Genomic DNA, 24,327 nt, shown 5'->3' on the forward strand with positions numbered 1-24,327 from the left:
GAGCACAGCACTCATAATGCTGGGGTCACAGGTTCGATTCCCGTCGTAGCCACCACATTCAGGGACTGACGCAAAGACTGCGTTAAACCTTAAAAAGAGTTGTTGGGGTATCGCCAAGCGGTAAGGCAGTGGATTCTGATTCCACCATTCCGAGGTTCGAATCCTCGTACCCCAGCCATCTTAAAAGACGTTTGCTTTTGCGAACGCACTTTTGGGGTATCGCCAAGCGGTAAGGCAGTGGATTCTGATTCCACCATTCCGAGGTTCGAATCCTCGTACCCCAGCCACTCAAAACAAAAAAGCTCGCTTCGGCGGGCTTTTTTGTTTTCTGCACTTCCCTGGAGTGGGTAGTGAGTAACGGCTTAAACCGTATGGTAACTTAACGCTCTCTCTCCTTTGAGTCCGCAAGATGAACTATCAAACCACCGCCCTGTTAATATATGCCCCCCTGTATGTGCTCTTTGTTGTCGCCTGCTTCGGCCTCGCCTTTATCGGCCTTTCCGCGCCGATCTTTTATGGTCTCTTTATGGGTCTTGTCTTTCCGGTGTCCATTTCAATGCGTCTGCATACGCTGAGCGAAAGCGGCCAGGCTCTGCTGATGAAAGAAACCACTCACTGGACGGTCTACGTGCAGGGTATTCCGGTGCAGGAAACACGGTCATCGCTGAAAAACCCCTGCTTTCGGACTCCCGAACGCCTGCAGCAATTTCTGTTGCGGGGATTTATCGCCAGGATCTTTTTGCAAGTCGCTGCCGTAGCCCTGCTTGTGCAGCAGGCCAGTGCGGAACCGCTGTTCAGTTATTACGGGCTGGCTGCCCTCGGCGCATTGATTATTCTGCTGGTGCCGCTTTATCGCACAGTGCAACTGCTGCGTAAAATGCGTAACGGCGCACTGGCGTTACAACAGGTTGAGGGGTTTGAGGGTTATCAGGCCTTTTTTATCGACAAAAAGGGCGCGCACACGGCGCTCGATAAGTTGTTATCCGTCCTTTGAGAAAGGCGGGCACTGCGCCCGCCCGCTTTACAGCCCCAGGGCATATTTGAGCGCCTGGCGTTTTAGTACACCCGCGCGGTCAGCCGCCATCAGGCCAATGTTACGCAGCAGGCGTACCGGGCCAAGCGTGTTGCTGAACCCGGCATAGAACAGATCCATCCCGCTTTGCATAATGAAGTTATCTGCCATACGTCGCATCTGGTAGCGTTTTAAAACAGGCAGACTGGCCCAGGCTTCACCGTGGGTACGCGCACTGGCAAGGACATCTAATAGCGCATCCACATCGCGATACCCTAAATTCACCCCCTGCCCGGCCAGCGGATGGATGGTATGCGCCGCATCGCCCACCAACGCCAGTCCAGGACGCACATACTGCAATGCATGCCGACGCGCCAATGGAAATGCCGCCGCCGCAACCGGTTTTACACGCCCCAGCCGTGGCGGGAAATGTCGCGTAATTTCCTGTTCCAGTTGCGCCATACTCATCGCCTGCAACTGGCGAATGCGTGCTGGTTTGTCATACCACACCAGCGATGCCCAGCGGTCAAAGAGCGGTAAAAAGGCATGCGGCCCGTCTGGCGTAAAGTGTTGCCAGGTGCGGTCCCCCGCCTCTTCTTCACACTCCACGGTGATTAACATGCATGACTGATGATACTGCCACGCGTGAATACCAATGCCTGCGGCCTGGCGAACACGTGAATTGCCGCCATCCGCGCCAACCACCAGCTTCGCCAGCAGCGTTGAGCCATCATCGAAGGTTAACTGGTGCTGCTCCTTATGGGCGTGCATTGTGCTGAGCGCGGCAGGTGTGCGCAGCGTTACCTGAGGATGCGTTTCCAGCGCCTCCCACAGCGCGCGCTGCAAAACCGTATTCTCAACCATGTAACCAAGCAGAGGAAGTTTGAGATCCCGGGCATCGAATTCAACATGGGCATTTTCCCACTCCCAGGTTTCCAGTCGTCGGTATGGGTGGCAACGCATCGCCTGAATACGATCCCATACGCCCAGGCCGCGCAATAACCCGACAGACGCGGCACTGATTGCCGAGATCCGCACATCCGGGTGTGCGTGCGCCTCAAAAGGCGAAGGGGCCTGTTGTTCAATCACCGTCACTGAAAAACCCTGCTGTGCCAGCCCCAGCGCCAGTGCCCCGCCGACCATGCCGCCGCCGACAACGGCGACCTCAGTGGATTGATTTATCATGGCTCACTATCCTTAAACGAGAATCCGTTAAGTTTACCGGATTTTTTACCCCTTGAGTCGGACAACCGTCAGACTGGTCAGCACGCGACCAAAGCATTACAATACGCGCCCTGCAATCCTGGCTTATATCCGTTATTTTAGGGTATACGAACCTAAGCAAGAGCAAGTCGATGACAAAAAAACTCCACATAAAAACCTGGGGCTGTCAGATGAACGAATACGATTCATCCAAGATGGCCGATCTGCTGGATGCCACGCACGGGTATCAATTGACCGAAGTGGCGGAAGAAGCGGATGTGCTGCTGCTTAATACCTGCTCCATCCGCGAGAAGGCACAGGAAAAAGTATTCCATCAGTTGGGCCGCTGGAAGTTACTGAAAGAGAAAAATCCCGATCTGATTATTGGCGTCGGCGGTTGTGTGGCTTCGCAGGAAGGCGACCATATCCGCCAGCGCGCGCACTATGTCGACATTATTTTTGGGCCACAGACCCTGCATCGCCTGCCGGAAATGATCAACTCTGTTCGCGGCACCCGCAGCCCGGTGGTGGACATCAGCTTCCCGGAAATCGAAAAATTCGACCGCCTGCCGGAACCACGTGCCGAAGGCCCGACCGCATTCGTCTCGATTATGGAAGGCTGTAACAAATACTGTACCTACTGCGTGGTGCCTTACACCCGTGGTGAAGAGGTCAGCCGTCCGTCTGATGACATCCTGTTCGAAATCGCGCAACTGGCGGCACAGGGCGTACGTGAGGTGAACCTGCTGGGGCAAAACGTGAACGCCTGGCGTGGTGAGAACTTCGACGGCAGCACAGGCACCTTCGCCGAATTGCTGCGCCTCGTGGCGGCGATTGACGGCATCGATCGTATTCGCTTTACCACCAGCCACCCCATCGAATTCACCGACGATATCATTGAGGTTTATCGCGATACGCCGGAACTGGTGAGCTTCCTGCACCTGCCCGTACAGAGTGGTTCCGACCGGGTGCTGAATCTGATGAGCCGCACGCACACCGCGCTGGAATATAAAGCCATTATTCGCAAACTGCGCGCCGCGCGCCCGGATATCCAGATCAGCTCTGACTTCATTGTCGGCTTCCCGGGTGAAAGTCAGGATGATTTTGAAAAAACCATGAAGCTGATTGGCGAAGTCAATTTCGACATGAGCTACAGTTTTATTTTCTCCGCCCGACCGGGGACGCCTGCTGCCGATATGGTGGATGACGTGCCGGAAGAAGAGAAAAAACAGCGTCTGTACATTCTGCAGGAACGCATTAACCAGCAGGCGATGGCCTGGAGCCGCCGTATGCTCGGCACCACCCAGCGTATTCTGGTTGAAGGGACTTCTCGCAAGAATATCATGGAGCTTTCCGGTCGTACGGAAAACAACCGCGTGGTGAACTTCGAAGGCACGCCGGAGATGATCGGTAAATTCGTGGATGTGGAAATTGTCGACGTTTATACCAACTCCCTGCGCGGCGTCGTCGTGCGTACCGAAGACGAAATGGGGCTGCGTGTTGTGGAGTCCCCGGCATCGGTTATCGCCCGCACCCGTAAAGAGAATGACCTCGGCGTTGGCCTGTATCAGCCATAATGCAACAGGCCTGCTATTTCTGGCAGGCCTTGCTTTTCCTCGCACTGACCCCAACATCATCCGCAACGCTTGCGCCTTCCTGCTATGCCGTGAATAATTCCTTAACAGGCATCGCCCTCGACACACCTAAAAGAGGAACAGTTTGAATATAGATACGCGTGAAATAACCCTTGAGCCGGCGGACAATGCACGTCTGCTTAGTCTGTGCGGCCCGTTTGATGACAATATCAAACATCTGGAGCGGCGACTGGGTATCGAAATCAACCGTCGCGATAACCACTTCAAACTCACCGGACGCGAAATCTGCGTCAGCGCCGCTGCGGATATTCTGCGCAGTCTGTATGTCGATACCGCGCCGATGCGCGGCCAGACGCAGGATATCGAACCGGAACAAATCCACCTGGCGATCAAAGAAGCCCGCGTGCTGGAACAGAGCGCTGAGAGTGTTCCGGAGTATGGCAAGGCTATCAACATCAAAACCAAGCGCGGCGTTATTAAGCCTCGCACGCCAAACCAGGCGCAGTACATCGCCAATATCCTCGACCACGACATCACCTTCGGCGTTGGCCCGGCCGGTACCGGTAAAACGTATCTGGCGGTTGCCGCCGCTGTCGACGCGCTGGAGCGTCAGGAAGTGCGCCGTATTCTGCTCACGCGCCCGGCGGTAGAGGCGGGTGAAAAACTGGGCTTCCTGCCTGGCGATCTCAGCCAGAAGGTCGATCCTTATCTTCGCCCCTTGTATGACGCATTGTTCGAGATGCTGGGCTTTGAACGCGTAGAGAAACTGATCGAGCGTAACGTGATTGAAGTTGCGCCGCTGGCTTATATGCGTGGCCGTACGTTGAACGATGCTTTTATCATTCTCGATGAAAGCCAGAACACCACCATCGAACAGATGAAGATGTTCCTTACGCGCATTGGCTTTAACTCCAAAGCCGTGATCACCGGCGATATCACGCAGATTGACCTGCCGCGTAACACTAAATCTGGTTTACGCCATGCCATCGAAGTGCTGGCCAATGTTGACGAAATCAGCTTTAACTTCTTCCACAGCGAAGATGTGGTGCGCCACCCGGTGGTAGCCCGTATCGTGATTGCGTATGAGGCCTGGGAAGAAGCCGAACAAAAACGTAAAGCAGAACTGGCCGCCGAGCGCAAACGCGAAGCCCAGGAGCAGGAGCAGAAATGAGTCAGGTGATCCTGGATTTACAACTGGCATGCGAAGACAACAACGGCCTGCCGGAAGAAGCGCAGTTCCAGAAGTGGCTGGATGCGGTGATCCCGCAGTTCCAGGAAGAAGCAGAAGTCACTATTCGCCTGGTCGACAGCGCCGAAAGCCACGAGCTAAACCTGACTTATCGCGGCAAAGATAAGCCGACCAATGTGCTCTCTTTCCCCTTCGAAGCGCCGCCGGGTATCGAGATGCCGCTGCTCGGCGATCTGATTATCTGCCGCCAGGTGGTTGAACAGGAAGCGCAGGAGCAAGAGAAACCCCTGGAGGCGCACTGGGCACACATGGTCATCCACGGTAGTTTACACCTGCTCGGTTACGATCATATTGCAGACGATGAAGCAGAAGAGATGGAAGGGATCGAGACAGAGATAATGCTTGCTCTGGGCTATGAGGATCCGTACATTTCCGAGAAAGAGTAACCCGTGCGCGACGCAGGTCGCGTACAAACCCCAAAATGCCGTCCGGCGCTGTGTTTACGCGTGACGAGCGACAATTCAACCAACATGAGAACCCACACGACGCCATGAGCGACGATAACTCACACAGTAGCGACAACACCAACAATAAAAAGGGATTCTTTTCCCTTTTGCTGAGCCAGCTTTTTCACGGCGAGCCGAAAAACCGTGATGAATTGCTGGAGCTGATCCGGGACTCCGGGCAAAACGAGCTCATCGACGAGGACACGCGCGATATGCTCGAAGGGGTGATGGACATTGCGGACCAGCGTGTACGCGACATCATGATCCCCCGCTCGCAAATGATCACCCTGAAACGTAACCAGGCGCTGGACGAATGCCTTGATGTCATCATCGAGTCCGCCCACTCCCGCTTTCCGGTGATCAGTGAAGACAAAGATCATATCGAAGGGATCCTGATGGCAAAAGATTTACTGCCCTTTATGCGCAGTGACTCTGAAGCATTCAGCATGGAAAAAGTGTTACGCCCCGCGGTGGTGGTGCCGGAAAGCAAGCGTGTAGATCGCATGCTGAAAGAGTTCCGTTCGCAACGCTACCATATGGCGATCGTTATTGATGAGTTCGGCGGCGTCTCCGGTCTGGTCACTATTGAAGATATCCTTGAGCTTATCGTCGGCGAAATCGAAGACGAATATGACGAAGAAGAGGATATCGATTTCCGCCAGCTCAGCCGCCATACCTGGACGGTGCGAGCGCTGGCGCCGATTGAAGATTTTAACGACACCTTCGGTACCCACTTCAGTGATGAAGAGGTCGACACCATCGGCGGGCTGGTGATGCAGGCGTTTGGTCACCTGCCTGCGCGCGGGGAAGCCATTGAAATTGATGGTTACCAATTCAAGGTCGCGATGGCCGACAGTCGACGTATTATTCAGGTTCATGTCAAAATGCCGGATGATTCCCCGCCACCGAAACTGGATGATTAATGTAAATGGTATTTGCCTCACTGTTTGAGCGTCAGCGCGTACGTTTGCTGCTGGCGCTGTTATTCGGAGCCAGCGGAACGCTGGCTTTTTCTCCTTATGACATCTGGCCTGCTGCGGTTATCTCCCTGATCGGTCTGCAAGGATTAACGTTCAATCGCCGCCCGTTACAGGCTGCCTGGATTGGCTATTTCTGGGGGCTGGGTCTGTTTGGCAGTGGCATCCACTGGGTTTACGTCAGCATCGCGCAGTTCGGTGGCATGCCGGGGCCGGTCAACGTCTTTCTGGTGGTACTGCTGGCAGCCTATATGTCACTGTATACCGGCTTGTTTAGCGGCATCCTTGCGCGTTTATGGCCAAAAACCGACTGGCTGCGTGTGGCAATTGCCGCGCCGGTTGTCTGGCAAATCACTGAATTTTTGCGCGGCTGGGTTCTGACCGGCTTTCCGTGGTTGCAGTTCGGCTACAGCCAGATTGATGGGCCACTCAAAGGTCTGGCACCGATACTGGGTGTTGAAGGCATCAGCTTCCTGTTGATGATGGTCAGTGGTTTGCTGGCACTGGCGCTGATCACGCGCACCTGGCGTCCGCTGGTAGTCGCGATCGTCCTGTTCGCCCTTCCCTTCCCGCTGCGCTATATCCAGTGGTATCAGTTGCTACCGGCACGCACCACCCAGGTATCTCTGGTGCAGGGAGACATCCCCCAGGCGCTGAAGTGGGATGAAAACCAACTGCTGAATACGTTAACGATTTACAGCAACGCAACAGAAAAGATGATGGGGAAATCGCAACTGATTATTTGGCCTGAATCCGCTATTCCGGATCTGGAAATCAATCAGCAGCGCTTTTTAAATGCCATGGACGATCTGCTGCGGGCAAACGGCACGACCCTGGTGACCGGGATTGTGGACGCACGGTTGAACAAACAAAACCGTTACGACACGTACAACACCATCATCACATTGGGTAAAGACAGCGCCTACAGTTACAGTTCAACCGATCGCTATAACAAAAATCATTTGGTGCCGTTTGGTGAGTTTGTCCCGCTGGAGTCGATTCTGCGTCCGCTGGCGCCGTTCTTTGATTTGCCAATGTCCTCCTTCAGTCGCGGCGCCTATGTGCAGCCGCCGCTGCAGGCGCATGGCTTTAATCTGACGCCGGCAGTCTGTTATGAGATCATTCTTGGTGAACAGGTACGCGATAATTTCCGTCCGGATACTGACTTCCTGTTGACCATCTCTAACGATGCGTGGTTTGGCAAGTCGATCGGGCCGTGGCAGCATTTCCAGATGGCGCGGATGCGTTCGCTGGAGCTGGCGCGTCCGTTGTTGCGCAGCACCAATAACGGCATTACCGCCGTGATTGGCCCGCAAGGCGAGATCCAGTCTGTGCTCCCACAATTCACCCGCGATGTGCTTACCGCTCAGGTGACGCCGACCCGGGGGTTAACGCCGTATGCGCGCATGGGCAACTGGGCAATTTGGGGCATTACTGCGCTGCTCGGCTTTGGTGCGCTGGTAATGAGCCTGCGTCAACGCCGTCGTTAATCTTTCTCTGTCATTGGCCCGGTGCTCTCCGGGCCAACAGTTCCTTGCTTTACCTGCCCTTCTGCCACACACCATTATGGCATGCCATTTGCTTATATTTATCAGGTCACTATGAAAGCTGCTTATGCGTTCTGAGATCGCACTGGCAGTGAACATCAGACGCACCAGACTGGTGCAATGTAAGATTTTTGCCTGCTAATGGTGCGGCGCGTCTCGCAAAAATAAACAATGTTGCAGCAAAACCTTTACATTAAGCCATGCTGAATGTAACAAACATACACAACACTGCACGAATATGTAGCAGGCCATAAAAACAACACAACGTACACACAACGGGTATCAACGTGCTTTCGCACTGACGATAAAGGAGTCTGGAAATGCAATTACGTAAACTGGCCGCCGCGATGCTGGTGATGGGACTGTCAGCCGGTCTGGTCCACGCTGAAGATGCTAAACCGGCGGACGCCGCGCCGGCAGAGCAACAGCAATCTACGCTGGATAAAATTGCCAAAAACGGCGTCATCGTCGTTGGTCACCGTGAATCTTCCGTACCGTTTTCTTACTACGACAATCAGCAAAAAGTGGTGGGTTACTCTCAGGACTACTCCAACGCTATCGTTGAAGCGGTGAAGAAAAAACTCAACAAGCCGGATCTGGCTGTGAAGCTGATCCCTATCACCTCTCAGAACCGTATCCCACTGCTGCAAAACGGCACGTTCGATTTTGAGTGCGGCTCGACCACCAACAACGTTGAGCGCCAGAAACAAGCCGCCTTCTCTGACACTATTTTCGTGGTAGGCACCCGTCTGCTGACCAAGAAAGGTGGCTCGATCAAAGATTTCGCCGACCTGAAAGGCAAAGCCGTTGTGGTCACCTCTGGTACCACCTCAGAAATTCTGCTCAACAAGCTGAACGACGAGAAAAAAATGGACATGCGCATTATCAGCGCCAAAGACCATGGTGACTCGTTCCGTACGCTGGAAAGCGGTCGTGCGGTGGCCTTTATGATGGATGACGCACTGCTGGCGGGCGAGCGTGCAAAAGCGAAGAAACAGGATAACTGGGAAATCGTGGGGACGCCGCAGTCCAAAGAAGCCTATGGCTGCATGCTGCGCAAAAACGATCCGGAATTCAAAAAGCTGATGGATGACACCATTGCGCAGTACCAGACTTCAGGCGCGGCGGAAAAATCTTTCGATAAATGGTTCAAAAACCCCATTCCGCCTAAAAACATGAACCTAAGCTTCGATCTCTCTGACGATATGAAAGCGCTGTTCAAAGAACCGAATGACAAAGCCTTGAACTAATTAAAACCATTAGGGGCGGGGTTTCCTGCCCTCTCGATTGTCGAAGCAGCACGGACAGACTATACGTTGAAGGGTCGTTCCCCTTTCAGCAAGAAAACTCGCTCTTCATACAATCTTCGAGGGTAGCGCTGCTACCCTTTTTTTTCCGGAGTAGATTTATGTCCATAGACTGGAACTGGGGAATCTTCCTGCAACAGGCCCCGTTCGGCAACACAACCTATCTTGGCTGGTTATGGAGCGGCTTTCAGGTCACCATCGCACTGTCAGTGACGGCCTGGATTATCGCGTTTCTGGTTGGCTCTCTGTTTGGCATTTTGCGTACCGTACCTAACCGTTTATTGTCCAGTATCGGCACGTGTTACGTTGAGCTGTTCCGCAACGTGCCACTGATTGTTCAGTTCTTTACGTGGTACCTGGTGGTGCCGGAACTGCTGCCTGAAAATCTCGGCATGTGGTTCAAGTCGGAACTCGATCCCAATGTGCAATTCTTCCTCTCTTCAATGATCTGCCTGGGCCTGTTCACCGCAGCCCGCGTTTGCGAACAGGTACGTGCAGCGATCCAGTCACTGCCGCGCGGGCAGAAAAATGCCGGTCTGGCGATGGGGTTAACGCTGCCGCAGACCTACCGTTATGTGTTGCTGCCTAATGCGTACCGCGTGATCGTGCCGCCGATGACTTCCGAGATGATGAACCTGGTAAAAAACTCCGCTATCGCGTCGACCATCGGCCTTGTGGATATGGCGGCACAGGCGGGGAAACTGCTGGATTACTCAGCTCATGCCTGGGAATCCTTCACTGCTATCACCATCGCGTATGTCTTCATCAACGCCATCATTATGCTGGCGATGAACCTGGTTGAACGCAAAATCCGCCTGCCGGGCAATATGGGAGGCAAATAACAATGTACGAATTTGACTGGAGTTCTATCGCGCCCTCCCTGCCCTATTTACTGGCCGGGCTGGTTGTTACGCTGAAAATCACCGTGATCGCCATTGTGGTCGGTATTATCTGGGGAACGCTGCTGGCGGTAATGCGTCTGTCCACGTTCGGGCCGCTGCGCTGGTTCGCCAAAGGCTATGTCAACGTGTTTCGCTCCATCCCGCTGGTGATGGTGCTGTTATGGTTCTATTTGATTGTGCCAGGCTTCCTGCAAAACGTGCTCGGGTTGTCGCCGCAGACCGATATTCGCCTCATTTCGGCGATGGTCGCCTTTTCCATGTTTGAAGCGGCTTACTACTCTGAAATTATCCGTGCGGGTATTCAGAGCATTTCCCGCGGGCAATCCAGCGCAGCGCTGGCATTGGGCATGACCCACTGGCAGTCAATGAAATTGATCATTCTGCCACAGGCGTTTCGCGCCATGGTTCCGCTGCTGTTAACGCAGGGGATTGTGCTGTTCCAGGACACCTCTCTGGTGTATGTCCTGAGCCTTGCGGATTTCTTCCGTACGGCTTCCACTATTGGCGAGCGTGACGGGACGCAGGTCGAAATGATCCTGTTTGCCGGCGCCGTGTATTTTGTTATCAGTCTCAGTGCTTCGCTGTTGGTCAGCTGGCTGAAGAAAAGGACCGTCTAATGATTTCCCTGAAAAATGTTTCGAAATGGTATGGCCACTTTCAGGTGCTGACCGATTGCTCCACCGAAGTGAAAAAAGGCGAAGTGGTGGTCGTGTGCGGCCCGTCCGGTTCCGGGAAGTCGACACTTATAAAAACCGTAAATGGCCTCGAACCGGTGCAGAAAGGCGAGATCACCGTCAATGGCACCATAGTGAACGACAAGAAAACCGATCTGGCAAAATTACGTTCGCACGTGGGCATGGTGTTCCAGCATTTTGAGTTATTCCCGCACTTGTCAATTATCGAAAACCTGACATTGGCGCAGGTCAAAGTACTAAAACGGGATAAAGCCGCAGCGCGGGACAAAGGGCTGAAACTGCTTGAGCGTGTCGGCTTGTCGGCGCATGCCAACAAATTCCCTGCACAGCTATCTGGCGGTCAGCAGCAGCGTGTCGCCATTGCCCGCGCGCTATGCATGGATCCGGTAGCCATGTTGTTCGATGAACCGACCTCAGCGCTCGATCCGGAAATGATCAACGAAGTGCTGGATGTCATGGTGGAACTGGCCAATGAAGGGATGACGATGATGGTCGTTACCCATGAAATGGGCTTTGCCCGTAAAGTGGCCAACCGGGTGATCTTTATGGATGAAGGTAAAATCGTGGAGGACTCCGAGAAAGACGCGTTCTTCAACAACCCGCAATCCGAACGTGCAAAAGATTTCCTCGCCAAGATCCTGCATTAAGCCACGCAATGCCTGCCCTGAACGGGCAGGCGTTTTTCCTTTTACGGTTCAAAAGGCCGACGCTGAAACTGATCATGGCCGCATTTCGGGCAAAGCGGCAACACGTCTGGTGTGTAGACAGCCAGGTGAAAATGGCATTTCTCACAGACCAGATTTCCCAGCCCGACAACCTCGCCGCTGTGATAAACCCCATGGTGATTAAGATCCTGGAATACTTCCCGCCATTCCAGCTGTGTTTTGTCCGTAATATCCGCCAGCTCCTGCCAGATGCTCTCTTTAATCACCCGCATAAACACACTGTCGGCCACTTCTTCCTGGCTTTCGCCGTAGCTGCGGGCGAACTCTTCTAAATCCCGGCGAATGGCCCGCATCAATTCATCAATTTCCGTGCGAGTTAACTCACCGGTCTGCAAGACATGCTGACGTGCCTGGCCGACTAATGCGTCAATATCGCGCTCTCCGTTGCGCAAACGTTCGGTCAACGTGGCGACCAGTTCACGGTAAAAATGAGCAACCTTGTTCATCGTTTCGCCTCCCGGTTAAGTAACCCTCTCTAATGATAGACGTTATTTCTTTGTCGCAGTGTCGACAGCCCGACAGCGTCAACAAAAAGTCACCGTGAAAAAGGCGGGGCTATTTCATCCGCGTCTCGCGGAAAGGCTGTTTTGAGGCGGGCGTTTGGGCTATGCTATGCCTCTTGAAAAACCACGTAACGACGCTACATTCGTAGCGGTATCAAAAACAGGACTACTGGTGCCATGCAAGAGCAATACCGCCCGGAAGAGATAGAATCCAAAGTACAGCTTCACTGGGAAGAGAAGCGCACATTCGAAGTCACTGAAGACGAGAGCAAAGAGAAGTACTATTGCTTGTCGATGCTCCCCTATCCTTCTGGCCGACTACACATGGGCCACGTTCGTAACTACACCATTGGTGATGTGATCTCTCGTTACCAGCGCATGCTGGGTAAAAATGTTCTGCAGCCGATTGGCTGGGATGCATTCGGTCTGCCGGCTGAAGGTGCGGCGGTGAAAAACAACACCGCCCCGGCGCCGTGGACTTACGACAACATCGCCTATATGAAAAACCAGCTCAAAATGCTGGGCTTCGGCTATGACTGGAGCCGCGAGCTGGCGACCTGCACCCCGGAATACTACCGCTGGGAGCAGAAGTTCTTTACCGAGCTGTATAAAAAAGGCCTCGTGTACAAGAAAACCTCGGCAGTGAACTGGTGCCCGAACGATCAAACCGTGCTGGCCAACGAGCAGGTTATTGATGGCTGTTGCTGGCGCTGCGACACCAAAGTTGAGCGTAAAGAGATCCCGCAGTGGTTTATCAAAATCACCGCCTATGCCGACGAACTGCTGAACGATCTGGACAATCTGGACCACTGGCCAGATACCGTGAAAACCATGCAGCGTAACTGGATCGGCCGCTCTGAAGGTGTGGAAATCACTTTCGACGTACAGAACAGCGATCAGAAACTGACGGTTTACACCACCCGTCCGGACACCTTTATGGGCGCCACTTACCTGGCCGTTGCCGCGGGTCACCCGCTAGCACAGCAGGCAGCGGCGAACAACCCGCAACTGGTTGCCTTCATCGACGAGTGCCGCAACACCAAAGTGGCCGAAGCCGACATGGCAACGATGGAGAAAAAAGGCGTCGACACCGGCCTGAAAGCCATTCACCCGCTGACTGGCGAAGCCATTCCGGTATGGGCGGCTAACTTCGTGTTGATGGAGTACGGCACCGGTGCGGTAATGGCGGTGCCGGGTCATGATCAGCGCGATTACGAATTTGCCAGCAAATATAACCTGACCATCAAGCCGGTTATCCTCAATGCTGACGGCAGCGAGCCGGATCTGTCGGCGCAGGCGATGACCGAAAAAGGCGTGCTGTTTAACTCGGGTGAATTTGACGGTCTCGATTTTACCGCTGCTTTCAACGCCATTGCCGACAAGCTGGCGGCCAAAGGCGTGGGCGAGCGTAAAGTGAACTTCCGTCTGCGCGACTGGGGCGTTTCTCGTCAGCGTTACTGGGGTGCCCCGATCCCGATGGTCACGCTGGAAGACGGCACCGTTATCCCAACCCCCGAAGATCAACTGCCAGTGATCCTGCCGGAAGATGTGGTCATGGACGGCATCACCAGTCCTATTAAAGCGGATCCTGAGTGGGCCAAAACCACGGTTAACGGTCAACCTGCACTGCGTGAAACGGATACTTTTGACACCTTTATGGAGTCGTCCTGGTACTATGCGCGCTACACCTGTCCGCAGTACAGCGAGGGTATGCTGGATCCGAAAGCCGCCAACTACTGGCTGCCGGTCGATATCTACATTGGCGGCATCGAACATGCCATCATGCACCTGCTTTACTTCCGCTTCTTCCACAAACTGATGCGCGATGCGGGCATGGTAACTTCCGACGAGCCGGCTAAACAGCTGCTGTGTCAGGGGATGGTGCTGGCAGATGCCTTCTACTACGTCGGTGAAAACGGTGAACGTAACTGGGTTTCTCCGAAAGACGCTATCGTCGAACGCGACGAGAAAGGCCGCATTGTCAAAGCGACCGATCCGGCTGGCCACGAGCTGGTCTACACCGGCATGAGCAAAATGTCCAAGTCCAAAAATAACGGTATCGACCCGCAGGAAATGGTTGAACGTTACGGCGCGGACACCGTTCGTCTGTTTATGATGTTTGCTTCTCCGGCCGACATGACGCTGGAGTGGCAGGAATCCGGCGTTGAGGGGGCAAACCGCTTCCTGAAGCGCGTCTGGAAACTGGTCTACGAACATACATCATTAGGCGCAGTCGCTGCGCTGGATGTGGCCGCACTGAATGAAGATCAGCAAGCCCTGCGTCGTGACGTACACAAAACGATTGCTAAAGTGTCCGATGATATTGGTCGCCGTCAGACCTTCAACACCGCTATTGCGGCGATCATGGAGCTGATGAACAAACTGGCGAAAGCGTCGCAGGAAAGCGAGCAAGATCGTGCGTTGCTGCAGGAAGCGCTGCTGGCAGTGGTGCGTATGCTCAACCCGTTCACCCCGCACGCCAGCTTCACGCTGTGGCAAGCGCTGGGTGGTGAAGGCGATATCGACAACGCGCCGTGGCCAGTTGCTGACGAAAAAGCGATGGTGGAAAACACCACGCTGGTCGTGGTGCAGGTTAACGGTAAAGTGCGCGGTAAAATTACCGTCGCTGTTGACGCGACTGAAGAGCAAGTACGTGAACGCGCGGGCCAGGAACACCTGGTGGCGAAATATCTTGATGGCGTTACCGTGCGTAAAGTGATTTACGTACCGGGTAAACTGCTCAATCTGGTTGTTGGCTAAGCGCGGGAGGAAGCGTGCGACATCTGGCTACATTGTTGTTATCCCTGGTGGTGCTGGTCACCGCCGGATGTGGCTGGCATCTGCGTAGTACCACGCAAGTGCCGGCTGAGATGAAAACGATGATCTTCGACTCCGGGGATCCCAACGGCCCGCTGAGCCGCGCCGTCCGCAGCCAGCTGCGCCTGAATGGCGTTGAGCTGGTTGAAAAAGGTTCGCTGCGTCAGGATGTACCGTCATTGCGCCTTGGCGCGGTGACGTTCTCCCGCGACACGGCGTCGATCTTCCAGGATGGCCGTACTGCGGAGTATCAAATGGTACTGACGGTGAATGCGAGCGTATTGATCCCGGGGCATGACATCTACCCGATCAGCACCAAAGTGTTCCGTTCGTTCTTTGATAACCCGCAAACGGCACTGGCAAAAGATGCCGAGCAGGAGATGATCATTCAGGAAATGTATGACAAGGCCGCAGAACAGCTGATCCGTAAGCTGCCGAGCATCCATACCGCCGATGCTGAGCAAACGCACGCTGCCGGTAAAGCTCCTGCCCCCTCTGTTTCGGCAAAACCGGGTAGCTAATGCTCAGGTTGTATCCGGAACAACTCCGCGCGCAGCTCAATGAAGGGCTGCGCGCGGCTTATCTGCTGTTGGGCAATGATCCTCTACTTCTGCAAGAGAGCCAGGATGCCGTGCGTCAGGCCGCTATCTCGCAGGAGTTTATTGAACACCACACTTTTACGCTGGATGCCAGCACCGACTGGGATGCGATATTTTCCATCTGCCAGGCGCTCAGTCTGTTTGCCAGCCGCCAGACGCTGCTGTTGCAACTGCCGGACAATGGCCCCAATGCGGCAATGAACGAACAGCTTGCAAAGCTGGTCAGCTTGCTGCATAGCGATCTGTTGCTGATTGTTCGCGGTAATAAGCTAACAAAAGCGCAGGAAAACGCAGCCTGGATAAGCCAGCTAAACCAACATGTCGTCCAGGTCAGTTGCCAGACGCCAGAGCAGGCAAACCTGCCGCGCTGGGTTGCCTCCCGCGCGAAGCAGAACAAACTTGAACTGGACGACGCCGCTAACCAATTGCTTTGCTATTGCTATGAAGGCAATCTGCTGGCGCTGGCGCAGGCGCTGGATCGCCTGGCCCTGCTGTGGCCGGACGGCAAGCTGACCCTGCCGCGTGTAGAGCAGGCGGTCAACGATGCCGCGCATTTTACGCCATTCCATTGGGTCGATGCCCTTCTGGCTGGCAAGAGCAAACGCGCGCTGCATATTCTCAACCAGTTACGACTTGAGGCCTGCGAGCCGGTGATCCTGCTGCGAACGGTGCAGCGCGAACTGCTACTACTGGTCACGCTGAAGCGGCAATCGGCGCATACGCCGCTACGCGCGCTGTTTGATAAACATCGGGTCTGGCAAAACCGTCGCGGTATTACCGGCGACGCCCTCACGCGACTGAGCCTGGATCAGTTACGGCAGGCCGTGCATCTGCTGAGCCGCATTGAACTGGTAGTGAAGCAGGACTTTGGTCAGTCGGTATGGGCCGAGCTGGAGAGGCTTTCTCTGCTACTCTGTCATAAGGCACTGGCAGACGTTTTTATTGATGGGTGATATGAATCAGTTGCAGGCATTGTTTGGCGGAACATTTGATCCGGTTCATTACGGGCACCTGAAGCCGGTAGAAGCACTGGCAAATCAGATTGGGCTGTCGAAGGTCATTATTATGCCCAACAACGTGCCGCCGCACCGTTCGCAACCGGAAGCCAGCAGCCAGCAGCGTAAAACCATGGTGGAACTGGCAATTGCCGACAAACCTCTGTTCACCCTTGATGAACGGGAACTTCGCCGGGACACCCCCTCTTATACCGCGCAAACGCTACAAGAGTGGCGGGAAGAGCAAGGTCCACAGCGTTCACTGGCGTTTATTATCGGCCAGGACTCCCTGCTCTCTTTCCCCGGCTGGCACCGCTACGAAACCATTCTGGATAATTGCCATTTGATTGTCTGCCGCCGTCCCGGTTACCCGATGACCATGGCGCAAGAAGACCATCAGCAGTGGCTGGAAAAACACCTCACTACCGATGCCGATGCCCTGCACGCGCTGCCGGCAGGCAAAATTTATCTGGCGGAAACCCCGTGGTTTAACATCTCGGCGACGCGGATACGTGAGCGGCTGGAGCGTGGTGAGCGCTGCGACGATTTATTGCCTGCCGCCGTACTCGACTACATCAACGCGCAGGGGTTGTATCGCTAAGTACGGCATGCAGTGCCGCTATCAGCCGATCGTTTTCTTCCCCGCTACGCACCGCAACGCGAAAATAACGCCCATCCAGCCCCGGATAATTTTCACAACTTCGGATCAGAATATAGTGTTCCAGTAAAGCACGCTGGAGCGCGACCGAGGGCGCATCACAACGCAGGAAAAGGTAGTTCGCCTCCCCCGGCCATACCGTTAATGCAGGCAGCGCCTGCAATGCCGTTAACAGACGTGGCCGCTCGGCCGCCAGCCACTGCCAGCTGGCCTGTTGATAGACGTTGTCGTGCAAAATCACTTCCCCTGCCAGCGCCGCAAAGGCGTTGATTGACCATGGCATCTGTGCCGCTCGCATTCGCGTCACCGTCTCTGCATCACTGCCGAGCACATACCCCAACCGCAGGCCAGGGATGGCGTAAAACTTAGTGAGCGAGCGCAACACCCACAGATGGGGGTTGCCAGCCAGATGGGGGATAAAACCTGTACGATGAGGGATAAAATCCATAAAGGCCTCATCAAGGATCAGCGCGATGCCGAGCGTTTTACAGCGCGCCACAATCGCATGCAGCAAGGCATCGTCAGGGAGCAATCCGGTTGGATTATTGGGCGTGCACAAAAACAGGCAGTCCAGCGAGGGCGTAAGCGCATCCAGCAGACGCGCCGTTATCTGCCAGCCTTCCTCTTCACGCAATGCAAATTCGGTGATGCGGCTCCCGCCCAACGTTAATGCACGGCGATACTCGGCAAAGCCCGGTGTTACCAGCATGGCGTTACGCGGTGCCAGCGTGTTCACCAGAGCGAAGATGGCTTCCGTTTCGCCATTGCCGGCAACCACCCATGAAAGCGGAACCTGATGGTGCTCCGCCAGCTCCTGATGCAGACGCAGGTACTCCACATCCGGGTAACGCTCTGCCAGCGACAAATTATTGCCCAGCGCCTGCCTGAGCGAATCCGGCATCCCTGCCGGATTGATATTGGCGCTAAAATCGAGCAGTTGCTCCGGGGCGATACCCAGTAATGCAGCCGCTTCATGTGTATTACCGCCATGCGCACTATGAAACAAAGCCATCTCCCGCTCCGGCTAAAAGCCGTTATCTTAAACGAAAAAGACAGGTGGATTCAGGATGCAGTGTTAAACTTTGCGCAGAAATCGAGACGGGAGAGAACAATGCGACTCTGGCTGGTACGTCACGGAGAAACAGAAGCAAATGTCGCCGGACTTTACAGTGGTCATTCCCCTACGCCGCTGACGGCGAAAGGGGTGCGCCAGGCGCAAACCCTGTGCGGACTACTGCAACATGTCCCCTTCGACTATGTATTGTGTAGCACGCTGGAGCGGGCGCACATCACCGCGCAGCATGTGCTGGAGGGTCGCGAAATGGCTGTTCACACTACCCCGCTGCTCAATGAGATGTTTTTTGGTGACTGGGAGATGCGCCATCATCGCGATTTGACGCACGAAGACGCGGAAAGTTACGCCGCATGGTGTACTGACTGGCAGAACGCCGTTCCTACCAACGGCGAAGGCTTTCAGGCATTTTCTGCCCGCGTTGAACAGTTCATCGCCCATCTCGCCGGACTGCGCGAGCACCCCAACGTGCTGGTGGTGAGTCATCAGGGCGTACTTAGCGTGCTCATTGCCCGATTGCTCAAGATGTCAGCCTCTTCGCTATGGCATTTTCGGGTTGATCAGGGCTGCTGGAGCGCGATAGATATTCATGACGATTTCGCTACGCTACGGGTGCTGAACAGCCGTGCTATCTGGCAGGCTGACGAAACATAGTCTGTTTTTTCCCCTCTCCTCTTCGCGGTGGTGATGAGGTCATTGACACGCCATGGCAGGCTGCTATCCTCCGCGCGCAGAATTGTTTTACAAAATTGGCAATGCAATCGCGCGCGCGTGATGGGATGATAGCCCGCTTTAAAAGAGTGGGATCGGACATTTGTCCCGACAATCCGCGCAGTTCAGGTATAATGTCAGGCCATTTACTAATAGCTCACTTTTTACTCACCCAGGGGGAACACTTGCAGGGTAAAGCACTCCAGGATTTTGTTATCGACAAAATTGATGACCTGAAAGGTCAGGACATTGTTGCCATTGACGTTCAGGGCAAGTCCAGCATCACCGATTGCATGATTATTTGCACCGGGACATCCACGCGCCATGTTATCTCCATCGCGGATCACGTTGTTCAGGAATCCCGCGCAGCCGGAATGTTGCCGCTGGGTGTGGAAGGCGAAAGCGCCGCCGACTGGGTGGTGGTCGATTTAGGCGATGTCATCGTCCATGTCATGCAGGAAGAGAGTCGCCGCCTGTATGAACTGGAAAAGCTCTGGAGTTAATGCGTGAAGCTGCAACTGGTCGCCGTCGGCACGAAAATGCCGGACTGGGTACAGACAGGTTTTAGTGAGTATCTGCGTCGTTTTCCAAAAGATATGCCCTTCGAACTGGTGGAGATCCCTGCCGGAAAGCGCGGCAAGAACGCAGATATCAAACGTATTCTCGATAAAGAGGGTGAACTGATGCTGGCTGCGGCGGGCAAAAATCGGATTGTCACCCTCGATATCCCTGGTAAACCCTGGGATACACCGCAACTGGCCCTTGAGCTGGAACGCTGGAAGCAGGACGGGCGTGACGTCAGCCTGCTGATCGGCGGGCCGGAAGGATTATCTCCGGCCTGCAAAGCGGCGGCAGAACAAAGTTGGTCCCTCTCTGCGCTGACGCTTCCTCACCCGCTGGTGCGTGTGCTGGTAGCCGAGAGCCTCTATCGCGCATGGAGTATTACCACCAACCATCCTTATCACCGTGAGTAATAACACGTCTTGGGCAGATTAAGCAGCGGATGAAATTACAGAATTCTTTTCGCGACTATACGGCTGAGTCCGCGCTGTTTGTGCGCCGGGCGGTGGTCGCCTTCACCGGGATTTTGCTGCTTTCCGGTGTGCTGGTCGCTAACCTTTATAATCTGCAAATCGTCCGTTTTGCGGACTACCAGACCCGCTCCAACGAAAACCGCATCAAACTGGTGCCAATCCCACCGAGCCGCGGCATTATTTACGATCGCAACGGCACGCCGCTGGCACTCAATCGCACCATCTACCAGGTCGAAATGATGCCGGAGAAGGTTGACGATGTGCAGCAAACGCTGGATGCGCTGCGCGATGTGGTCGATCTGAACGATGACGATATCGCCAACTTTAAGAAAGAACGCGCACGTTCACATCGCTTTACCTCCATTCCGGTTAAAACTAACCTCACGGAAGTGCAGGTCGCGCGTTTTGCCGTTAACCAGTACCGCTTTCCTGGCGTGGAAGTAAAAGGCTACAAACGCCGCTACTATCCGTATGGCTCAGCGCTCACCCATGTTATTGGCTATGTTTCCAAAATTAACGATAAAGATGTCGAAAGACTGGATAAAGATGGAAAACTTGCCAATTACGCCGCTACGCATGATATCGGCAAACTCGGGATTGAACGCTACTACGAAGATGTACTCCATGGCCAGACGGGCTATGAAGAGGTGGAAGTAAACAACCGCGGGCGGGTTATCCGTCAGTTGAAAGAGGTGCCGCCGCAGGCCGGGCACGACATCTATCTGACGCTTGATCTTAAATTACAGCAGTACATTGAAACGTTGCTGGCGGGCAGCCGCGCCGCCGTCGTGGTTACCGATCCCCGTAGCGGTAGTATCCTCGCACTGGTTTCCATGCCAAGTTACGATCCCAACCTGTTTGTCGATGGGATATCGAGCAAAGATTATTCGTCGCTGCTTAACGATCCCAACACCCCGCTGATCAACCGCGCGACGCAAGGTGTTTACCCTCCGGCGTCCACCGTGAAACCTTATGTTGCGGTTTCTGCGCTGAGCGCAGGGGTGATCACGCGTAATACCAGCCTGTTCGATCCTGGCTGGTGGCAGTTGCCTGGTTCTGATAAGCGTTACCGTGACTGGAAAAAATGGGGCCACGGCCACCTGAATGTCACCAAATCACTGGAAGAGTCGGCGGATACTTTCTTTTACCAGGTCGCCTATGACATGGGGATTGACCGCCTGTCCGAATGGATGAATAAGTTTGGCTACGGTCATTACACCGGCGTTGACCTTTCGGAAGAGCGCTCCGGCAATATGCCCACGCGCGAATGGAAACTGAAACGCTTTAAAAAACCCTGGTATCAGGGCGATACCATTCCGGTCGGGATTGGTCAGGGCTACTGGACCGCGACGCCGTTGCAGATGAACAAAGCGATGATGATCCTGATCAACGACGGCATCGTCAAAGTCCCGCATCTGCTGATGAGCACGCTTGAAGACGGCAAACAGGTCCCGTGGCAACAACCAGCGCAACCGCCAGTGGGCGATATCCATTCTGGTTATTGGGAAATCGCCAAAGATGGCATGTACGGCGTGGCAAACCGGGCTAACGGCACAGGTCATAAATACTTTGCGAATGCGCCTTATAAAGTGGCGGCAAAATCCGGTACGGCTCAGGTTTTTGGCCTGAAAGCGAATGAAACCTACAACGCTCACCGCATTGCAGAGCGTCTGCGCGACCATAAACTGATGACCGCATTTGCCCCCTACGATAATCCGCAGGTCGCCGTGGCGATGATCCTCGAGAACGGCGGCGCAGGCCCGGCAGTGGGGACCATTATGCGCCAGATCCTCGACCATATTATGCTTGGCGATAACAACACCGATTTGCCGACGGAAAACCCCTCAACATCGGCAACGGAGGACCAATAATCATGACGGATAATCCGAACAAGAAATCGTTCTGGGATAAAATCCATATCGATCCGGCGTTGCTGCTGATCATTCTGGCGCTCCTGTTTTACAGCGCCATCGTTATCTGGAGCGCCAGCGGTCAGGACATTGGCATGACCGAACGCAAAATTGGTCAGATTACAATGGGCCTGATCATTATGGTGGTGCTGGCGCAAGTTCCACCGCGTGTGTATGAAGGCTGGGCGCCCTACCTCTATATTTTCTGCGTTATTCTGCTGGTGGCGGTAGATGCCTTTGGTGCAATTTCGAAAGGCGCGCAACGCTGGCTGGATCTGGGCATCGTGCGATTCCAGCCCTCGGAGATTGCTAAAATCGCCGTACCGTTGATGGTAGCGCGCTTTATTAACCGTGATGTTTGCCCGCCGTCGCTGAAAAATACCGGCATTGCGCTGGTGTTGATCTTCGTGCCCACGCTACTGGTAGCAGCACAACCGGATCTGGGAACGTCCATTCTGGTTGTGCTCTCCGGGCTGTTCGTGCTGTTCCTCTCTGGCCTGAGCTGGCGGTTGATTGGTATCGCCGTGGTGCTGATTGCTGCGTTTATTCCGGTGTTGTGGTTCTTCCTGATGCACGACTACCAGCGTCAGCGGGTAATGATGTTGCTCGATCCGGAAACCGATCCGCTGGGCGCGGGCTATCATATTATTCAGTCGAAAATTGCGATCGGCTCCGGGGGACTGAGCGGTAAAGGCTGGTTGCACGGCACCCAGTCTCAGCTGGAGTTCTTGCCTGAACGCCATACCGACTTTATCTTTGCGGTGCTGGCGGAAGAGCTCGGTCTGGTTGGCATTCTGATTTTGCTGGCACTCTATTTATTGTTGATTATGCGTGGGCTATGGATTGCCGCCCGGGCACAGACCACATTTGGCCGGGTCATGGCCGGTGGTTTAATGTTGATTTTGTTCGTCTATGTGTTCGTAAATATTGGTATGGTGAGTGGTATCCTGCCGGTGGTGGGCGTACCGTTGCCGCTGATAAGTTACGGGGGGTCCGCCCTGATCGTACTCATGGCCGGGTTTGGTATCGTGATGTCGATCCATACCCACAGGAAAATGTTGTCCAAAAACGTATAACGATATGAGGTGCGCAATGCGTAAGCAATGGCTTGGGGTCTGCATAGCAGCAGGATTACTGGCGGCATGTTCAAATGATGATGGTCAGCAACAGACGACCGTAGCGCCTCAACCTGCGGTGTGCAACGGCCCTGTCGTTGAAATCAGCGGCGCGGAGCCTCACTACGAGCCGCTCAATGCGACGGCGAATCAGGATTACGAACGCGATGGGAAACGCTATAAAGTGGTCCAGGATCCCTCCCGCTTCAGTCAGGCAGGTCTTGCTGCCATTTATGATGCCGAGCCGGGCAGCAACCTGACGGCATCTGGCGAAGCATTTGACCCGATGCAGCTAACGGCAGCCCACCCGACGTTGCCTGTCCCAAGCTACGCGCGTATCACTAACCTGGCCAACGGTCGCATGATTGTGGTGCGCATCAACGACCGCGGGCCGTACGGCAACGACCGTGTTATTTCGCTTTCCCGTGCGGCAGCGGATCGCCTGAATACCTCAAACAACACCAAAGTGCGCATCGATCCGATTCTGGTGGCACAGGACGGTTCGCTTTCTGGTCCAGGCATGGCCTGTACCAAGGTTGCACAGCAAACGTATGTCCTGCCGGCACGCCCTGACCTTGGCGGTGGTTTAGGCAGTGCGACTTCTACGCCTGCTCCGGCTGCACAACCACAGAGCAATGTTCAGGCGATCAGCAACGATACCCTGAAAAGCGACGATACTACCGGCGCACCGGTAAGCGGTGGCGGTTTCCTTGGCGCGCCAACGCCGCTGGCATCCGGTGTTCTTGAAGGGAGCGATGCCGCTAGCGCAACGCAAGCTGGCGCAACAACTCCGTCTACCTCGATGACCCAGACTGTGGCTCCGGCCCAGCAATCCGCAGCAGTCATGCAGACCAGCGCACCGGCAACGCGCAACGCACCGGTCACCGCGCCAGGTTCTGTGCAGGGGCATGTTGCAACCAGCACAGCGACAGCCAGCACTGCAGTCGCTGCAGCCAGCGGCAGTTATATGGTGCAGGTGGGTGCGGTCAGCGATCAGGCTCGGGCTCAGCAATATCAGCAGCGCCTTGCGCAGCAATTTTCCGTTCCAGGCCGTGTCGTACAAAACGGCGCAGTCTGGCGCGTGCAGTTAGGGCCGTTCAGTAATAAAGCCGATGCCAGCGCATTGCAGGGGCGTTTGCAAAACGAAGCGCAACTCCAGTCGTTTATTACTAACGCGCAGTAACCGGGTAAGGCGTCTGACTCTGTCAACTTGTGTAAGCAACATTAACAAAGTCATGCGGAAAGTCAGATGCCT

At 54.7% G+C, this 24,327-nt stretch carries 23 protein-coding genes and 2 tRNA genes; 22 read left to right on the forward strand and 3 right to left on the reverse strand.

The window, feature by feature from the left end; translation table 11 throughout:
• Positions 1 to 103 precede the first annotated feature (103 nt).
• The 3 genes from RTX30_RS17150 (at position 104) to RTX30_RS17160 (ending at position 994) form a co-directional block, all read left to right on the forward strand.
• Positions 104 to 178, forward strand: a tRNA-Gln gene (locus RTX30_RS17150).
• A gap of 34 nt (positions 179 to 212) precedes the next feature.
• A tRNA-Gln gene (locus RTX30_RS17155) sits at positions 213 to 287 on the forward strand.
• 122 nt (positions 288 to 409) lie between these two features.
• The gene (locus RTX30_RS17160) at positions 410 to 994 is read left to right on the forward strand and encodes a hypothetical protein (protein WP_312691375.1); all 585 of its coding nucleotides are present in this window, start codon (positions 410 to 412) and stop codon (positions 992 to 994) included.
• Positions 995 to 1,021: 27 nt separating this feature from the next.
• Here the strand turns inward: RTX30_RS17160 and ubiF are convergent, their stop codons facing one another.
• Positions 1,022 to 2,197, reverse strand: a complete 1,176-nt coding sequence (gene ubiF / locus RTX30_RS17165; RefSeq protein WP_312691376.1) for a 3-demethoxyubiquinol 3-hydroxylase — start codon at positions 2,195 to 2,197, stop codon at positions 1,022 to 1,024.
• Positions 2,198 to 2,367: 170 nt separating this feature from the next.
• Here ubiF and miaB point away from each other — a divergent pair, with 170 nt between their 5' ends.
• The 9 genes from miaB (at position 2,368) to RTX30_RS17210 (ending at position 11,580) form a co-directional block, all read left to right on the forward strand.
• Positions 2,368 to 3,792, forward strand: coding sequence for a tRNA (N6-isopentenyl adenosine(37)-C2)-methylthiotransferase MiaB (miaB, locus tag RTX30_RS17170; RefSeq protein WP_312691377.1), 1,425 nt, complete (start codon positions 2,368 to 2,370; stop codon positions 3,790 to 3,792).
• A 142-nt stretch (positions 3,793 to 3,934) separates the two neighbouring features.
• The gene (locus RTX30_RS17175; protein ID WP_312691378.1) at positions 3,935 to 4,981 is read left to right on the forward strand and encodes a PhoH family protein; all 1,047 of its coding nucleotides are present in this window, start codon (positions 3,935 to 3,937) and stop codon (positions 4,979 to 4,981) included.
• Positions 4,978 to 5,445: an rRNA maturation RNase YbeY gene (gene ybeY, locus RTX30_RS17180; protein WP_312691379.1), complete on the forward strand. Its 468-nt coding sequence runs from the start codon at positions 4,978 to 4,980 to the stop codon at positions 5,443 to 5,445. The genes RTX30_RS17175 and ybeY overlap by 4 nt, the downstream gene beginning before the upstream one ends.
• Positions 5,446 to 5,549: 104 nt before the next feature.
• Positions 5,550 to 6,428 (forward strand): CNNM family magnesium/cobalt transport protein CorC, encoded by an 879-nt coding sequence (gene corC, locus RTX30_RS17185; RefSeq protein WP_312691470.1) that lies wholly within the window; start codon positions 5,550 to 5,552, stop codon positions 6,426 to 6,428.
• 5 nt (positions 6,429 to 6,433) lie between these two features.
• Positions 6,434 to 7,972: an apolipoprotein N-acyltransferase gene (gene lnt, locus RTX30_RS17190; RefSeq protein WP_312691380.1), complete on the forward strand. Its 1,539-nt coding sequence runs from the start codon at positions 6,434 to 6,436 to the stop codon at positions 7,970 to 7,972.
• 377 nt (positions 7,973 to 8,349) lie between these two features.
• Positions 8,350 to 9,279 carry an amino acid ABC transporter substrate-binding protein gene (locus RTX30_RS17195; protein WP_312691381.1) on the forward strand — a complete coding sequence of 310 codons (930 nt, stop codon included), beginning with the start codon at positions 8,350 to 8,352 and terminating at the stop codon, positions 9,277 to 9,279.
• Between the two features lie 158 nt (positions 9,280 to 9,437).
• On the forward strand, positions 9,438 to 10,178 hold the full coding sequence (locus RTX30_RS17200; protein ID WP_312691382.1) for an amino acid ABC transporter permease: 741 nt from the start codon (positions 9,438 to 9,440) through the stop codon (positions 10,176 to 10,178).
• 2 nt (positions 10,179 to 10,180) lie between these two features.
• Positions 10,181 to 10,855: a glutamate/aspartate ABC transporter permease GltK gene (gene gltK / locus RTX30_RS17205; RefSeq protein ID WP_312691383.1), complete on the forward strand. Its 675-nt coding sequence runs from the start codon at positions 10,181 to 10,183 to the stop codon at positions 10,853 to 10,855.
• On the forward strand, positions 10,855 to 11,580 hold the full coding sequence (locus RTX30_RS17210) for an amino acid ABC transporter ATP-binding protein (RefSeq protein WP_312691384.1): 726 nt from the start codon (positions 10,855 to 10,857) through the stop codon (positions 11,578 to 11,580). The genes gltK and RTX30_RS17210 overlap by 1 nt, the downstream gene beginning before the upstream one ends.
• A 41-nt stretch (positions 11,581 to 11,621) precedes the next feature.
• Here the strand turns inward: RTX30_RS17210 and RTX30_RS17215 are convergent, their stop codons facing one another.
• Positions 11,622 to 12,104 (reverse strand): zinc ribbon-containing protein, encoded by a 483-nt coding sequence (locus RTX30_RS17215; protein ID WP_312691385.1) that lies wholly within the window; start codon positions 12,102 to 12,104, stop codon positions 11,622 to 11,624.
• 234 nt (positions 12,105 to 12,338) lie between these two features.
• On the opposite strand from RTX30_RS17215, the gene leuS reads away from it, so the two are divergent.
• From leuS to nadD, 4 genes are read left to right on the forward strand one after another with little or no spacing between them, the layout of a single operon-like run.
• Positions 12,339 to 14,921 (forward strand): leucine--tRNA ligase, encoded by a 2,583-nt coding sequence (gene leuS, locus RTX30_RS17220; protein ID WP_312691386.1) that lies wholly within the window; start codon positions 12,339 to 12,341, stop codon positions 14,919 to 14,921.
• A gap of 14 nt (positions 14,922 to 14,935) precedes the next feature.
• Positions 14,936 to 15,499, forward strand: coding sequence for an LPS assembly lipoprotein LptE (lptE, locus tag RTX30_RS17225; RefSeq protein ID WP_312691387.1), 564 nt, complete (start codon positions 14,936 to 14,938; stop codon positions 15,497 to 15,499).
• A complete protein-coding gene (holA, locus tag RTX30_RS17230; protein WP_312691388.1) occupies positions 15,499 to 16,530 on the forward strand; it encodes a DNA polymerase III subunit delta in 1,032 nt (343 codons plus the stop codon). The genes lptE and holA overlap by 1 nt, the downstream gene beginning before the upstream one ends.
• Entirely contained in the window at positions 16,523 to 17,173 is a 651-nt protein-coding gene (gene nadD / locus RTX30_RS17235; RefSeq protein ID WP_312691389.1) for a nicotinate-nucleotide adenylyltransferase, read from the forward strand. Before holA ends, nadD begins: the two co-directional genes overlap by 8 nt.
• Here nadD and cobD read toward each other — a convergent pair.
• The gene (gene cobD / locus RTX30_RS17240; RefSeq protein WP_312691390.1) at positions 17,148 to 18,242 is read right to left on the reverse strand and encodes a threonine-phosphate decarboxylase CobD; all 1,095 of its coding nucleotides are present in this window, start codon (positions 18,240 to 18,242) and stop codon (positions 17,148 to 17,150) included. The two genes, nadD and cobD, sit on opposite strands and share 26 nt — an antisense overlap.
• Before the next feature lie 99 nt (positions 18,243 to 18,341).
• On the opposite strand from cobD, the gene RTX30_RS17245 reads away from it, so the two are divergent.
• The 6 genes from RTX30_RS17245 to rlpA all read left to right on the forward strand — a co-directional run bounded on the left by RTX30_RS17245 (position 18,342) and on the right by rlpA (position 24,255).
• A complete protein-coding gene (locus RTX30_RS17245) occupies positions 18,342 to 18,956 on the forward strand; it encodes an adenosylcobalamin/alpha-ribazole phosphatase (RefSeq protein ID WP_312691391.1) in 615 nt (204 codons plus the stop codon).
• A 242-nt stretch (positions 18,957 to 19,198) separates the two neighbouring features.
• Complete coding sequence (gene rsfS / locus RTX30_RS17250; protein WP_312691471.1) at positions 19,199 to 19,516, forward strand: ribosome silencing factor; 318 nt, start codon at positions 19,199 to 19,201, stop codon at positions 19,514 to 19,516.
• 3 nt (positions 19,517 to 19,519) lie between these two features.
• The gene (gene rlmH / locus RTX30_RS17255) at positions 19,520 to 19,987 is read left to right on the forward strand and encodes a 23S rRNA (pseudouridine(1915)-N(3))-methyltransferase RlmH (RefSeq protein WP_312691392.1); all 468 of its coding nucleotides are present in this window, start codon (positions 19,520 to 19,522) and stop codon (positions 19,985 to 19,987) included.
• A 29-nt stretch (positions 19,988 to 20,016) separates the two neighbouring features.
• Complete coding sequence (gene mrdA, locus RTX30_RS17260; RefSeq protein WP_312691393.1) at positions 20,017 to 21,918, forward strand: peptidoglycan DD-transpeptidase MrdA; 1,902 nt, start codon at positions 20,017 to 20,019, stop codon at positions 21,916 to 21,918.
• Positions 21,919 to 21,920: 2 nt separating this feature from the next.
• Positions 21,921 to 23,033, forward strand: coding sequence for a peptidoglycan glycosyltransferase MrdB (gene mrdB, locus RTX30_RS17265; RefSeq protein ID WP_312691394.1), 1,113 nt, complete (start codon positions 21,921 to 21,923; stop codon positions 23,031 to 23,033).
• A 16-nt stretch (positions 23,034 to 23,049) separates the two neighbouring features.
• Positions 23,050 to 24,255, forward strand: coding sequence for an endolytic peptidoglycan transglycosylase RlpA (gene rlpA, locus RTX30_RS17270; protein ID WP_312691395.1), 1,206 nt, complete (start codon positions 23,050 to 23,052; stop codon positions 24,253 to 24,255).
• The last annotated feature ends 72 nt before the right edge of the window (positions 24,256 to 24,327 follow it).

Origin of the sequence: Kosakonia sp., assembly GCF_032052965.1 — a bacterium.
Lineage (GTDB): Bacteria > Pseudomonadota > Gammaproteobacteria > Enterobacterales > Enterobacteriaceae > Kosakonia.